Genomic DNA, 13,562 nt, shown 5'->3' with positions numbered 1-13,562 from the left:
CGGATTTTTACAACTATAATGCTAAGATAGATTCGCTCAATCCGCTCTTGAACTCAATAACCAGGTTTGAGCCAAAGAGGGATTAACTTGGATCTGCACGACCTGAAACTGATATTGCAACGTCACTTCTCCGACGGACTGGTGACAGTTGTGGGGTCGGGGTTATCCTGTGCCGAGGGATTACCTGGCATGGGCGCTCTCGCCGCTCATCTCCAATCGACAATCGAGGTCGACCTGTCGGCGGATGACAAGCTCATCTGGTCGGGATTGGCGCCCCAAATCTCCGCTCTTGGCCTTGAAGCAGCACTTCTAGCAACGCCACCTACTCCTACGCTCGAAGCCGCAATTGTTGCCAAGACCGCCGAACTGATCGCCCGACGCGAACGTGAGATCGTCACCGAGGTGTTCAACAAGACACGCACGCTAAGATTCACGAAACTTCTGAATCATCTTCTGAAGCAGGAAGCGGGCATACCAGTTGTCACAACAAACTACGATCGGTTGATAGAGATTGCGGCTGAGGAAGCTGGCCTTGGTGTGGACACGCTCTTCGTCGGTCAGTTTGCAGGGCACCTGAATGAGCAGGAGAGCAGATTAAGCTTTTGCCGAGAAGTAACTCTTCGAGGCAAACACGTTCAATACCGTTATCGACCAAGGGTGAATGTCTACAAGCCCCATGGGAGCCTGGATTGGTACCATCGCGATGGAAAGCCCGTCAGTTACGCGGGCGATCTGCCCCTCCCTCGCTTGATTATAACGCCCGGTCTGAACAAGTTTAGGAATGGCTACGAAAGCCCGTTTGACCGCCATCGCGAACGGGCGAACAGCTCCATCGACAGGGCCAGCCGCTTCTTGGTGCTGGGCTACGGATTCAACGATGACCATCTTGAGACCCATCTTACGCCCCGGATCAGGGGCGGCATTCCGACGGTTCTACTGACCCATACACTATCCGGAAATGCGCTAAAACTGGCGCAGGGGCATGACAACGTCATAGCGATTCAAAGTGGCAACGCCTCCGGCAAATCTGGCTCCTCGATCATCATCAACAAGAATGAACTCTTCGTTCCGGACCTTGCGTTGTGGGATGTCGATGCATTCGTATCGGAGGTACTCGAACCATGACCGAAGCCGCCCTGCAATTTGCGGAAACCGACAAGATCGGGCGTGTCGCCTCTGTCGATACCAGTCGCGTCGCGATCGACGTAACTAACTCGGTCCTGCTTACCCGCTTGGGAATCGGCCAGATCATCGCGATCAGAGGCACCACAGAACGAGAATACCTCATAGCGATGACGGAACGAGTTACCAGAAACATTCGGGATGAACTTCCAGAGTTGGAGGAAGCTGGCGGGGACGGAACTATCCTCACCACGGTCCCCACCGATCTCATCCAGGCGGTACTTATCGGAACATTCCGTACAGTCGAAGGCGCCAAGACCAACACATTCAAAAGAGGATCCGATAGCTTCCCACAGATAGAGCGTGAATGCTTCATCGTTGAGGGCGCCAATCTTCAACGCTTCATGGGAATACTTGGCAGCGGTTTTGCCCCCGACGAGCGCTTGAAGCTCGGCACTTTTGTCGCTGATCGCTCTGCTGACGCTATCGCCAGTGGCGACAAATTCTTCCAACGACATGCCGCGATCCTGGGCAGCACCGGCTCCGGCAAGAGTTGGGCGGTGGCGTTGATCCTGGAGCGCGCGGCGAAACTGAAGTTTCCCAACATAATTGTCTTCGATATGCACGGCGAATACGCGCCACTTGCTGACGAGAGCAAGGGAGGATTCGCAAAGCGGTTCAGGGTTGCGGGGCCCGGTGACCTAGAGAAGCCGGGTGAGGACGTCCTGTTTCTGCCATATTGGCTTCTAAACCGCGACGAAATGCTTTCAATGATCCTCGACCGGAGTGATCAGAATGCACCAAATCAGGCATCTCGCTTCACTCTTCATGTTCGAAACTTGAAAGGACAGACTCTAGACAAAGAGAAGCGGGAAGCCGTCAAGAAGACATTTACGGTCGACTCTCCGATACCATACGATATCAGCGAACTCCTCAGGCTATTGAATACGGATAACACCACAAAGGGTGTTGGAAAAACCGGACCAGTCAAAGGCGAATGGGAAGATAAGCTCACTAGGTTCATATCAAGATTGGAAGCAAAGCTGGAGGACCGCCGCTACGGCTTCATGTTCGAGCCTCCGCCGCAGGCCATGAACTACGATTGGCTGGCGAAGCAGGTGCTGAACCTCCTTGCATCAAGTGGAGGAGCGGGAATCAAAGTTATTGATTTTTCAGAGGTACCAGCAGACGTTCTGCCGGTCGTCACCGGAACGCTCGCCCGATTGCTATATGACATTCAGTTCTGGATGAACGCGGAAACCCGCACGCCTGTCACGCTCCTTTGCGATGAGGCCCATCTCTACCTGCCGGTTAGGGACGATGCAGATGCTGTACAGCGCCAAGCCCTTGGCTCCTTTGAACGCATCGCGAAAGAAGGACGAAAATATGGTTTCTCTCTTCTCGTCGTCAGCCAGCGGCCATCGGACGTTAGCAGAACAATTCTGAGCCAATGCAATAACTTCCTGGCTCTTCGGCTCACAAACGACACGGATCAAGGGGTCATCAAGCGACTGATGCCTGATTCCCTGGCTGGTCTTACAAGCATTCTCCCACTTCTCGACACGGGCGAGGCTTTGCTCCTGGGGGACGCCGTTCTTCTTCCCACACGTATAAAGTTAGATATGCCCAAGGTTACGCCCGATAGCGCAACGCGGGACTTCTGGAAGGAATGGGGAACCATTCGGCCAAATGACGACGCCATTCGTTCGGCCGTCGAGTGCTTACGAAGCCAATCACGCAAGTAAGCGCCATCCAGAGGAGAACGTTGCAATTGAAGAAGTCTTTCCAGGAACAGGTGGGAGAAGTTATCCGCTTTTATGAAATTGAGCAGGCGAAGCTTCTCCTCGATTTCGAGAAGGTTTCTCTCTTTACGAAACACCCAACGTCATTGGGGCAATTCCGTGAAAGTCGTCTGAGGCAGTATCTGAGGGACTTTACGCCGTCCCGCCTGACGGTTGGTACCGGCTTTGTGAGTGCTTGGAATCAGGGATCCGGAAAAATCAGTGACGACCAGAGCAAGCAAATCGACTGTCTTATATTCGACTCTCAGACATTCTCGCCCTTGCTCCACACGGATGACTATTCCATCATCTCCCCAGAGGCATTCTATGCGGCGATCGAGATAAAAAGCTCCCTCACCTTTCATCGCGAAAATTCGGGAACGAAGACGCGGTCCGAAAAATATCCCCTTGGCGGCGGCCATCAGGAATCATACCGATGGTCCGGCACGATGATGGAGGCACTTGCCAACATCGCGTCGCTTACACGCACTATCAAAGGTAGAACGAAGGGCAAGTTCCAGGGTGTCTTCGCTTACAGCATGACGTTTGATTGGAATCTTCTCTACCATGCCTTTGATAATAATGAGATCCAGACCCAGCTCGGCATTACGCACATCGACGAGTTGCCCGTCGCCATTTGCGTACCGGGCTCATTGATAATCCATCTTTCGCCCTACGACATGTTTGAGACTGCTCCGCACCATGACGAATCGAGCTCATTTTTCAATCTGATCCAGGCGACCGAGACACATCCTGCCTATCCGCTCCAGTTCTTTTCCACATTCTATACGAACCAGATCAATCATAAGCTGGAGAGCAAGAAGCCAGACAAGGGTGGGCTGTTTTCGGCCGTGGGGAGCAAGGTAGCAATCTGGAGCCATCATTTCGATCTGAACTCCAAGGGCTATGAAGACCAATAGCTTTACTCTAATCTCCAGCCGAGAGGACGATGAGCGCGTAGAGCAACAGCAGCAATGCAATGGCGGCGCCCCACAGGCAGGGTTCAAGGCATCTGGGCTGCTCTCCCGGAACAAACCACCGATAGAGACGAAGGATCTGCTTCTCTGAAGGGAAGAGGTATCGAACAACTAAGCGGATAGCGGTCATCGTACTCCAAGCCTTTTCTCACTTCGTCTGGACTTGATAACGGGGTGCACAGGTTTCTTGCGCAGCAGAACTTTCCTAATGTTCACGTGACGCAAGCTCATTGCCTGTGACCTTGCCCCCAAGTTTTATCCAGTCCTGAGTTCGCTCTGGCTGGTGGATTTACCCGAATGGGCGGTGGTAGCGACGGGAGCTGGTGCGGAGCCATCGGCATAGCGCAGCGCCAGATCCCGTCGCGGGTTGCAGGTGAAGGCGAACTCGGATGGTGTTTTCCATCCGAGTTGCGAGTGGGGTCGCGTATCGTTGTAGTCGGCCCGCCAATGTCCGAGTTCGACCCTGGCCCGGGCCAGCGAAGTGAACAGCGTCTCGTTCAACAATTCGTCTCGGAGGCGGCCATTGAAGCTTTCGATGAAGGCATTCTGCGTCGGCTTGCCGGGTGCGATGTAATGCCAGGCGACGCGGCTCTGATTGGCCCATGTCAGGATGGCGTTGCTGGTCAATTCGGTGCCGTTGTCGCTGACCACCATTTTGGGCTTGCCGCGCTCGATGATCAGCCGGTCAAGCTCCCGAGCCACCCGGGAGCCCGACAGTGAGGTGTCGGCCACCAACGCCAGGCACTCGCGGGTGCACTCGTCGACCACGGTCAGGATGCGGAAGCGGCGGCCATCGGTAAGCTGATCCGAGACAAAGTCGAGCGACCAGCGGTCATTCGGCACTATCGGCACCACTATCGGCGCCCTGGTCCCGAGCGCCCGCTTGCGGCCACCACGGCGACGGACCACGAGCCTCTCTTCCCGATAGAGCCGGAACAGCTTCTTGTGGTTGACCAGATAGCCCTCCCGCTTGAGCAGAACATGCAGGCGCCGATAGCCGAAGCGACGGCGCACCTCGGCGATCGCTCTCATGCGTTGGCGTAGGGCAGTGTCATCCGCCCGGGTTGTCCGATATCTGATGGTCATGCGGCAACAGCCGATGGCTTTACACGCCCGCCGTTCGCTCATCCCGTGGGCGTCCACGAGATGGGCGACAGCTTTCCGCTTCCCCGCGGGCGTCACCACTTCTTTCCCAGGAGGTCCTTCAACGCCGCATTGTCCAGCATGGCGTCGGCCAAAAGCCGCTTCAGCCGCGTGTTCTCGCCCTCCAGCGTCCTCAGCCGCTTGGCCTCCGAGACCTCCATCCCGCCAAACTTGGCTTTCCATTTGTAGATGCTGGCATCGCTGACCCCGTGCTTACGGCACAAATCGGCAACCGACACGCCAGCCTCGTGCTCCTTCAAAATCCCGATGATCTGCTCTTCCGTAAAGCGGCTGCGCTTCATGCTCTGGTCCTCATATGGGCCAGAGCGAACTTCAATCTGGATTAAGTCCAGGGGGCAAGGTCACCTGGGTAACGGTCGTCCAAGTTTCGCTGTATCCCGGCAGAAAATCCAAACCCCACGGCGAAGCGCCCTCACAGAAAATGACTCTGGCGAGAGGGTTGTGCCTTAGCGCAATGCGGGCCAGTTGAACCATCGCGCGGTACTGTGCGGACGTGATGGATATCCATTCGTCCGGCATCTGGACCAAGATCGTGAGATTGCTGACCTGGACTTCCGGATTCTTGGGCTTCAGGCTGCCATCGCGTCTGACAACCACCGTTGGCTTCGGCATTTCCTGCTTGTAGACAGAGAAGGTGACCGTCTCCGGAAATTCATTCATGCACCGCCTCCCAAACTCACTGAGTGATGCTATACACCTGTCGGCACCAGTTTTGATGGAGCACAACGATGAAAGCGTTTTGGGTCGACCACAACGTTGCGCACAAGATGGCCTTGCTCCGTGACGACATCCAGCTCTCCATTCTGGCGGCACTCACGGTATTCTTCTGCTTGGCCACTATAGCGCTCGTGGGCTCAGATTTGCTTTTCGGCATACCACTGAAAGCTCGTTGTGCCGCAACAGAAGCCCCAGCATGGGCGTCCCCCACGCTGGGGCCGAAGTAAGCGCGACCACGCGGTGTATCTGCGGGCAGGCGTCGGCAGGGCCGACCTGACTGGCTATCTCCTGGCCGCGTCCCGTGCGGCTCGAATCCTGGTGTCATTCGGCCTGCAATATTGGCTCTGACTCACTTTTGATGCAGTTCGGGCGATGTGTGGAGTTTTGATTGGAGGAGAATCAACGCCATGCAGCAGGCACTCCAGCGCTCTAGTCTGGTGCCGAGTGGGTTTGTTGTAGAGAGTGCGTGCTTCGAAGGTGATAAGATCATTATTGCGGTCCGTTCGTCGGGAAGCGTTGGGCGTTGCCCATGCTGCGGAACAATTTCCCGACGTGTCCGCAGCCGATACAAGCGCCATGTGATCGATCTTCCTCTTTCGGGACGGATCGTCCAACTCGAAGTGATTGCGCGGCGTTTTCGATGCGACGCAGTCCTTTGCGGACGCCAAATCTTCACTGAGCGCTTCGCCGAAGGCGTGCTGGCTCCATCGGCGCGACGCACGGCGAGACTGGATTCTATTGTCCATCATCTCGGTCTGGCGCTTGGCGGTCGCCCGGCGGCCGGCTTCGCAAAACGACTAATGCTGCCAGTGAGCAAGGATACGCTGCTGCGTGTAGTCCGACGCCGCAGCCGCCCGCCGACCGATCCACTCCGAGTTATCGGCATTGATGATTGGGCGTGGCGGCGCAATTATCGATATGGCAGCATCGTCTGCGACTTGGAAAGGCGCCGAGTGGTAACCCTGCTGCCGGATCGTGAACCTGCGACCGCCCAAGCGTGGCTTTCTGGTCATCCTACGATCGCGGTCGTCGCCCGAGACCGCGGTGGAGGATATGGCGAAGCGGCCGCAAGGGCGCTGCCGCACGCGGTACAAGTCGCGGACCGTTGGCATTTGATGGAGAACGCCAGCCGGGCCTTTCTTGACGCGGTTCGCAAATCGATGCGCCAGATCCGCCATGCAATCGGTGCGACAACCATCAATCCCCAGTTACTCACCGCTGCCGAGCGCCTGCAGTATGACGGATACCTCCATCGCGAGGAGACCAACGCGACTATCCTGGCTATGTCCAAAAGCGGAACGCCGATCAAGAAGATCGTGCGCGAAACCGGCCATAGCAGGAAGCTGGTCCGGCAAGTGATCCGTGGCGAGCGCCATGACGTCTTCCGGACCCGGCAGAGTTCGCTTGATCAGCACCTGCCCTGGCTCGACGGTCAGTGGGCGTCCGGCTGTCGTAATGGTGCCGAACTTTGGTGTCGTTTGAAGACGCGTGGCTTTCGAGGTTCCCTGCGCGTTATAAGTGAGTGGGCGACCCGTCGACGGCGGTCAGAAACGGCCGACGCGCAAAACCTCCAGCGGATTCCGTCGGCCAGGACAATTGCGCGCCTCATGACAATCGGACGGGACTTGCTCACCAAAGCGGAAACCATCACGGTCGCAGCGATTGAAACCGGAGCACCAACCCTGGTTGAGGCACGCGAGATCATCGCCAAGTTCCACTCGATGATCCGGCGCAACGCCGAGGCCGAATTGTCACCCTGGATCGAGCGCGCTCGCACCAGTCTTGTAGCATCGTTCGCCCGCGGCGTGACGAACGATGAAGCGGCGGTTCGCGCGGCGATCATCTCGCCCTGGTCGAACGGACAGACCGAGGGTCAGATCACGCGCCTCAAACTCATCAAACGCCAGATGTACGGTCGCGGCAAAATCGATCTGCTTCAAGCTAGACTCGTCGGTGCCGAATGATCGAAGCTGCACCAGAATTGCGTCAGAGCCAAATTTGAACGCCGATTGACACATGGCTTCTCGCATTTGCTGCCGGGGTTCTTCAGGGAGCGGATCGGCCTGAGCAATTGTCGGCACATCGGGGCGTGGACGCGTGTCGAACACGATCTTCTCGGGTAGCGTTCGCCCTGAGGCGATCCGGATGACGGTCCTGTCTGGATCGGGCGGGCCCGCGCGCTCGACAGGGGCCGGTAGGTACCGATCCGCAGCGAAGAGCAGCGCCAGCAGCAGCTCGCCGACGAAGACAAAATAACGGATGATCGGCATGAACGGCCGCTCGCAAATGGAGAGTCAGGTATCGGAGGGGCCGGATGGGGGTTAGCGGGCCGCTGCAATCAGCGACCCGCCAGGAAGGCTTAGTCGATCTCCTGGACGACCGTGCGGGTCGACGGATCGACCAGCATCACGCGTTCGCCCGAGTAGACATAGCGGTACTTGGTCAGCGAAGGACCCCAGTCGGCGGGCACCGCCTCGAGTTCGACTTCGCGCGGCAAGGGCTGACCGACCACGATCTTCTCGCGGGTCTGCACCGGCCGTACCTTGTGCTCGGTGACGTAGGTGCGGATCTTCGTGCGGTATTCCGGCTCGATCTGCACGGCGGCCGCGTGACCAGTGCCCGTGGTGGTGACGACCGTCGACTGCGCCAGCGCGCCCGTCGAGATCAGCGCAGCCATCGCCGTCGTCAGTAGAAGCTTGTTCATGTTGTTCTCCTCGCCGCCAGATGCGGCATTCGAGAACCCGCTTATGATGGCAAGGTTCCGGAACGCGGCAGGAGAATTGCCTGATTTCCCTAGTCTCAGAGACGAGAGCTCCGTGGCCCGCGACTGAGAAGTCCGGTCAATGACTGGTTCGACCCAAGGGGGTCCGCCAAGGCTGGGTGCGCTTCATCGCTTCTGCAGTACGGTCGAGAGGGCTGAGCCGTCGTTCAAGATCGAGAAGACCTCCCGCGAAGACAGATGCGCGGCGGCCTCCTCGAACGTCTCGCTCACATCCGCCCTGGCACGGCCGACAGCCAGGTTGACATCGACCGTATCGGGCCGGGCGGCGCGAGGAGGCGGCAGCTGAGCGACGTGAAAGGCCAGCAGCTCGGGGTCTTCGCGAAACTCCACCAGAGCGGGTTTGATGCCGGCCTCCGCCGCCGCACTCAATTCGTTGGACCGGCGCAGGACCGAAGGCGGTTCTCGGTCTTCAGGGGTCGCAAACAGCTTGCCTGGCGCCGGCTTGGCGGTCAGGGCCCCGATGGGGACAGCGAACAACAGCCCAATGATGACCGGCGACATCCAGAGCAGAAGCGGCAGCGAAACGGCGTAGGCGCTTGCCGCCATCGCAACGCCGCACAGGGTTGGAACGCCGTATTTCCGATAGAGCTCGCGGCGCTCCACGGTGCCGTCGTCGCGCCTTTGAGTCTGCCAGCCAGCATCGCGGCCGGCCAGAATCTCGACGACCGCGATCGACTGAAAGATCATCATCACCGGCGCCATCAACGCGGAGACGACGATCTCCGCGAGAACTCCGGCTAAGGTTCGCAATGCCCCGCCAAATTCGTGCCGCTCCGAGCGCCGCATCCAGACGAGGAGCAAGGCTGAGCAGCTTCGGCAACAGCAGCAGCCCCATGGTGGCGACGAACACCCAAATGGCGAGCACCGGATCCTGGGCCGGCCAGGTCGGAAAGAGCGAGAAGCCCTTGGGAAAATACTCCGGACGCACGAAGCGGGCCTGCAGCGAGATCAGCATCCCCAGCAGCAGGAACAGCAGCCACAGCGGCGCCGTCAGATAGGCCCCGATCCCCACCATGAAATGCAGGCGCGACAGCCAATGGAGACCGCGTGCAGGCACGACAGCGAGATGCTGAAGATTCCCCTGACACCAGCGCCGGTCGCGCGCAGCAAAATCGAGCAACGACGGCGGCACCTCTTCGTAGCTTCCCCGGAGCGTCGGCAGCATGTAGATGCCCCACCCAGCCCGCCGCATGAGCGCAGCCTCGACGAAATCGTGGCTGAGGATGTGCCCGCCGAACGGCTTGCGCCCGTGAAGCTGCGGCAGCGCGGCCGCTTCGGCGAACGCCTTCACCCGGATGATCGCGTTGTGGCCCCAGTAGTTGCCTTCGGACCCATGCCACCAGGCCACGCCGGCGGCGATCATCGGTCCGTACAGGCGGCCCGCGAACTGCTGGACGCGGCTGAACAGACTTCTCGCGTTGACAATGATGGGAAGCGTCTGGACGAGGCCGGCAGTGGGATTGGTCTCGATGGCATGGACCAATCGGACGATGGTCTGACCGCTCATGAGACTGTCGGCGTCGAGCACGATCATGAAGTCGTAGACGGCGCCGAACCGCTTGATCCACTCCGAGATGTTTCCGGCTTTGCGCTCCGTGTTGTCGGCCCGGTGACGATAGTACAGCTTCGGCGTTCCGACCGCCTGTCGCAAGGCGAGGAGCGCCTTTTCTTCGGCGACCCAGATGTCCGGATCGGTGCTGTCGCTCAGAACGAACCAGTCGAACAGCTCTCCATGGTTCGTCGCTTCCAAGGACTCGATGATCGCCCGCAGCCGGGCCGTCAATCGGTGGGGGTCCTCGTTGTAGGTTGGAAGCAGCATGGCCGTGCGGCTTGCGATTGCCGGCAGCTCCACACCGGCGGCGAAGGCGTCCCCGTCAAACCGATGGCCCAGCAGCACGAAGAACCCTGCTACCGCAGAAGCGAAGGAAAAGGCGACCCAAGCGAGCAGAACCAGAAAGAGCGTCAGCACCATGGCTTCGAGGACGGTGACGCCCCCGACCTCCAGCACGCGATACATCTCATAGCCGCCGCCACCCGTGAGGGCCGCCGTCGAGAGCAGGATGAGGCCGCGTCGCCAGGCCATCGCGGGCGCAACCGCCGCAGGAACACGGTCGGGCACCCGGTTCTTTCCGAGGTCGCCAGGAGCCATCGGGAGGGGCGACTCGCGCGGCAGCAGGCGCTGCGTCGCGATATCGCCGGCGGCCGGCCGGGGCGCCGTGTTCAGGGTGCCCATCGGTAGACCCAGACTTCCGACAACGCCTTGTCGCCCTCGGTCAGAAAAGCCCGTAGCTCGATCGGCTCTCCCTTCACCTGGCACTGGAAGCTCAGCCGCCAACCACCGGTGTAGGAATTGGGCTGCGTGACAATGTTCTTCACTTCGGACTTCTCCGCCGTCACCACGCCTTTGACACCCGCAGGATCAATGCCCTTGAGGTTGTCGCCGATCAGGTCGAGGACGAAGAGGCGGGAGTCTTCGCCCCTCGCCCCTATGCCGCTTCGCGTGAAGCGGGCCAACGAATGCGGCTTCGGATTATCCGGGCTCCAATGCAGTCGATAGGTGTAGTTGTGTTCGCCCTTGGCCTGCAGCGGGTTCTTTGGCCGCCAAAATGCGGCGATGTTGTCGTGGACCTCTTCCTTGGTCGGGATCTCGAACAGCATGACGCCGCCCTCGCCCCAATCGCCGATCGGCTCCATCCAGAGACTAGGCCGTTTTTCGAAGCTGGATTCGATGTCCTGGTACGCGAAAAAGTTTCTCTCTCGCTGCATCAAGCCGAAGCCACGAGGATTGAGATCCTGAAAGGTGCTGATCTGGAGGTCACGGGGATTGCTGAGCGGCCGCCAGAGGCTTTCGCCCTTCCCATTGAAGATCGCAAGGCCATCGGAATCGTGGACTGACGGACGGAAATCGTCGATGTCGTTGCGATCGTTCGGACCGAAGAAGAACATGCTGGTCATGGGCGCGAGACCGGCTCGCTGCATTTCGACCCGCGGATAGACCGACATCTCGACGTCGAAGATCGTCGTCTCCCCGGGGCGCACGGTGAAACGGTAGCTCGCTGCGCAACTCTTGCTGTCCAGCAGGGCGTGGATGACCATCGAGGTGGCACCCGGCGCCGGCCGCTCCAGCCAGAACGCCTTGAACAGCGGAAATTCCTCCCCCTTGGCTTCGCCAGTATCGATCGAAAGTCCCCGCGCTGATAGCCCGTACCTCTGCCCCTTGGCCACGGCGCGGAAATAGCTGGCCCCCAGGAACACGCAGACCTCGTCGTAATAGTCGGGACGGTTCATGGGCGCATGTATGCGGAAGCCCGCGAACCCGAGATCGGCGTCCTCGAACGCCGGCACCTTCTCGCCGAAAGAAAAGTCCGCCTTGCGGTACTTGAGCTCGGTGGCCTTTCCCTCGGCGACCTCGAAGATGGTCACTCTGTTCTTGTAGAAGAAGCCGCGATGGAAGAACTGCGCTTCGAACGGCAAATTCTTGCCGCGCCAGAGCGAACGCTCAGGCAAAAAGCGAATCGAACGGTACTGATCGTAGTCGAGGTCCTTCAATCCGCCCGGCAGCTTCTCGTCCGGCGCCTCGAACGGCTTGCTTGCGACCGTACGGGCCAGGTCCCTCACCGTGGACGGCCCGAATGAGTCATCGGACGCAGCGGCGGCGAATCCGCTTCGCGATGCGAGCAGCAATGTCGGCAGCAACGCCGACCCTCGAACAAGCTGGCGTCGGTTCACGTGCACTCCTCGCTACTGCTGCCGCGGCCAAGCAACGACCATTACGCCCGCGAGTTCCACCGGTCGGCCGTTGCTGGGCCCAGGTGGACTTAACGGCCCCGTCAACCCACAAAAAGAGCTGAAATCGGAGGACCGAGCATCCCTCGTCCTGTCCCGAACTTGTGGGGCGATCCTGCGGAACGTCTCGGCTTCGTGCGCCTTCTCTGATCGGAGGACAAAATGGCGCGCGTCTGGGAAACACCGATACTCGCTATCGCGACCTTCTATTTTACCGTCGATGCGCTGTTCTCGGCGATCACGGGGCAGATCACCGCCTGGCTCAGCAGAAAGAGGCTCTTGGAACGGGTTCGGCGCTGGGTAACGTCGTTGGGGCCCCTATCAGTCCTTCGCCCTGTTTGCTGTACTGTCATCGTACTGGAACCGGCCAAGCCGCTGAGCGCCTATCTGCTCGGTACCGGCCATTTTCTGCCGGGAGCGATCGTCTTCATCGCCGCGGAAGTCCTCAAGCTGACCGTCGTGGAGAGACTTTTTCAGTTGAACAAGACGAAGCTGGTGTCGACACCTCTCTTCGCGTGGGGCTACGGATACTGGCGGCGAATGATGGACTTTCTGGAGTCCACCGCCGCGTGGCGGACTTCTCGCCGGGTGCTCTCCGAAGCTTGGCAGCGGACCTGATATCTGAAGTCGAGATTGCGATCCCGATTCCGTTCTGCCCAGGCGAGCCGCGTCGACTAGGCCGCCAACGCCCAGGTCCGCTCGCGCAACGGCGTCGCCGCAAAACGTCAGGAACACGTGGACAAGCCTGAGCTCCCCCGGTTTCGAATCCCTGCCCCGTGCTAACCGCCAGCGACGAGCGGAGGACCGAAGGATTCGTCCCGGCAGGAGCGATCTCGATGCTGACGCCCAAGGCAAGGCGACCCGCAATCCGAACGCTCCGCGGTTGGGCGATCACGGTGTTGCACGAAGCCGGTGCGATCCGCGAGTGCGAGGACCACCGCTGGATGCAGGACCGCGCCGATCCGCATGCCGGGGAAGTAGGAGCCTTTGCGCAGCTTGGGAATGCGCAGCTCGACCGTGCCGGCGCGGGTCTCCCCAAATGCGGTCGCGGTAGCCGTTGCGCTGCGCCAGACGCTCGGGATTCTTCTCGCCCTAGGTGGCCCCGGTCTGGCCTTCCACTTCCAACTCCATCAGTCGCCGGGCGGCAAAGCCGATCATCTCGCGCAGCAGATCCGCATCAGGGGTCTTCTCCACAAGCGTCGGCAGGTTCATCATCTCATCGGTCATCGGTGG

9 protein-coding genes and 2 pseudogenes are annotated in these 13,562 nt (G+C 59.5%); 5 read left to right on the top strand and 6 right to left on the bottom strand.

Features of this window, described 5'->3' with window-relative positions; genetic code table 11:
* Window positions 1-87 precede the first annotated feature (87 nt).
* Genes GA0061098_RS37795 through GA0061098_RS37785 form a run of 3 tightly spaced genes read left to right on the top strand, consistent with a single transcriptional unit; the run spans window position 88 to window position 3,823 of the window.
* A complete protein-coding gene (locus tag GA0061098_RS37795) occupies window positions 88-1,125 on the top strand; it encodes an SIR2 family protein (RefSeq protein ID WP_091966430.1) in 1,038 nt (345 codons plus the stop codon).
* Complete coding sequence (locus tag GA0061098_RS37790; protein ID WP_091966404.1) at window positions 1,122-2,867, top strand: ATP-binding protein; 1,746 nt, start codon at window positions 1,122-1,124, stop codon at window positions 2,865-2,867. Before GA0061098_RS37795 ends, GA0061098_RS37790 begins: the two co-directional genes overlap by 4 nt.
* Window positions 2,868-2,893: 26 nt before the next feature.
* Entirely contained in the window at window positions 2,894-3,823 is a 930-nt protein-coding gene (locus GA0061098_RS37785; RefSeq protein ID WP_129591051.1) for a DUF6602 domain-containing protein, read from the top strand.
* A 312-nt stretch (window positions 3,824-4,135) separates the two neighbouring features.
* Here GA0061098_RS37785 and GA0061098_RS37780 read toward each other — a convergent pair.
* Together GA0061098_RS37780 and GA0061098_RS37775 are read right to left on the bottom strand one after the other, a co-directional pair.
* A protein-coding gene (locus GA0061098_RS37780) for an IS3 family transposase (RefSeq protein ID WP_091966402.1) occupies window positions 4,136-5,325 on the bottom strand; the annotation gives its coding sequence in 2 pieces (ribosomal slippage) (window positions 4,136-5,076 and window positions 5,076-5,325; 1,191 coding nt in all).
* A 31-nt stretch (window positions 5,326-5,356) separates the two neighbouring features.
* Complete coding sequence (locus GA0061098_RS37775) at window positions 5,357-5,704, bottom strand: hypothetical protein (RefSeq protein WP_091966401.1); 348 nt, start codon at window positions 5,702-5,704, stop codon at window positions 5,357-5,359.
* 464 nt (window positions 5,705-6,168) lie between these two features.
* Between GA0061098_RS37775 and GA0061098_RS37765 the strand changes: the two genes are divergently transcribed.
* Window positions 6,169-7,725, top strand: coding sequence for an ISL3 family transposase (locus GA0061098_RS37765; protein WP_091966399.1), 1,557 nt, complete (start codon window positions 6,169-6,171; stop codon window positions 7,723-7,725).
* A gap of 395 nt (window positions 7,726-8,120) precedes the next feature.
* On the opposite strand, the gene GA0061098_RS37760 is transcribed toward GA0061098_RS37765, so the two are convergent.
* The 3 genes and pseudogenes from GA0061098_RS37760 to GA0061098_RS37750 all read right to left on the bottom strand — a co-directional run bounded on the left by GA0061098_RS37760 (window position 8,121) and on the right by GA0061098_RS37750 (window position 12,272).
* Window positions 8,121-8,465 (bottom strand): DUF1236 domain-containing protein, encoded by a 345-nt coding sequence (locus GA0061098_RS37760; RefSeq protein WP_091966398.1) that lies wholly within the window; start codon window positions 8,463-8,465, stop codon window positions 8,121-8,123.
* 183 nt (window positions 8,466-8,648) lie between these two features.
* A pseudogene (mdoH, locus tag GA0061098_RS37755) lies at window positions 8,649-10,776 on the bottom strand (glucans biosynthesis glucosyltransferase MdoH).
* Window positions 10,764-12,272, bottom strand: a complete 1,509-nt coding sequence (locus tag GA0061098_RS37750) for a glucan biosynthesis protein G (protein WP_091966397.1) — start codon at window positions 12,270-12,272, stop codon at window positions 10,764-10,766. The pseudogene mdoH and the gene GA0061098_RS37750 overlap by 13 nt, the downstream one beginning before the upstream one ends.
* A gap of 219 nt (window positions 12,273-12,491) precedes the next feature.
* Between GA0061098_RS37750 and GA0061098_RS37745 the strand changes: the two genes are divergently transcribed.
* Complete coding sequence (locus tag GA0061098_RS37745; RefSeq protein ID WP_091966396.1) at window positions 12,492-12,947, top strand: hypothetical protein; 456 nt, start codon at window positions 12,492-12,494, stop codon at window positions 12,945-12,947.
* Between the two features lie 353 nt (window positions 12,948-13,300).
* On the opposite strand, the pseudogene GA0061098_RS37735 reads toward GA0061098_RS37745, so the two are convergent.
* Window positions 13,301-13,556 (bottom strand): annotated as a pseudogene (locus tag GA0061098_RS37735) (transposase); the annotation flags it as partial.
* Window positions 13,557-13,562: the final 6 nt, after the last annotated feature.

It is taken from the genome of Bradyrhizobium shewense, from assembly GCF_900094605.1.
GTDB classification, from domain to species: Bacteria; Pseudomonadota; Alphaproteobacteria; order Rhizobiales; family Xanthobacteraceae; genus Bradyrhizobium; species Bradyrhizobium shewense.
Note: the sequence above shows the minus strand (reverse complement) of the source record. Positions and strands in the feature narration are given on the sequence as shown.

Bases quoted from the DNA above. Each gene is read 5' to 3' on its own strand.
- GA0061098_RS37790 (WP_091966404.1), top strand. From the start codon at position 1,122: ATGACCGAAGCCGCCCTGCAATTTGCGGAAACCGACAAGATCGGGCGT.
- GA0061098_RS37775 (WP_091966401.1), bottom strand. From the start codon at position 5,704: ATGAATGAATTTCCGGAGACGGTCACCTTCTCTGTCTACAAGCAGGAA.
- GA0061098_RS37765 (WP_091966399.1), top strand. From the start codon at position 6,169: ATGCAGCAGGCACTCCAGCGCTCTAGTCTGGTGCCGAGTGGGTTTGTT.
- GA0061098_RS37760 (WP_091966398.1), bottom strand. From the start codon at position 8,465: ATGAACAAGCTTCTACTGACGACGGCGATGGCTGCGCTGATCTCGACG.
- GA0061098_RS37745 (WP_091966396.1), top strand. From the start codon at position 12,492: ATGGCGCGCGTCTGGGAAACACCGATACTCGCTATCGCGACCTTCTAT.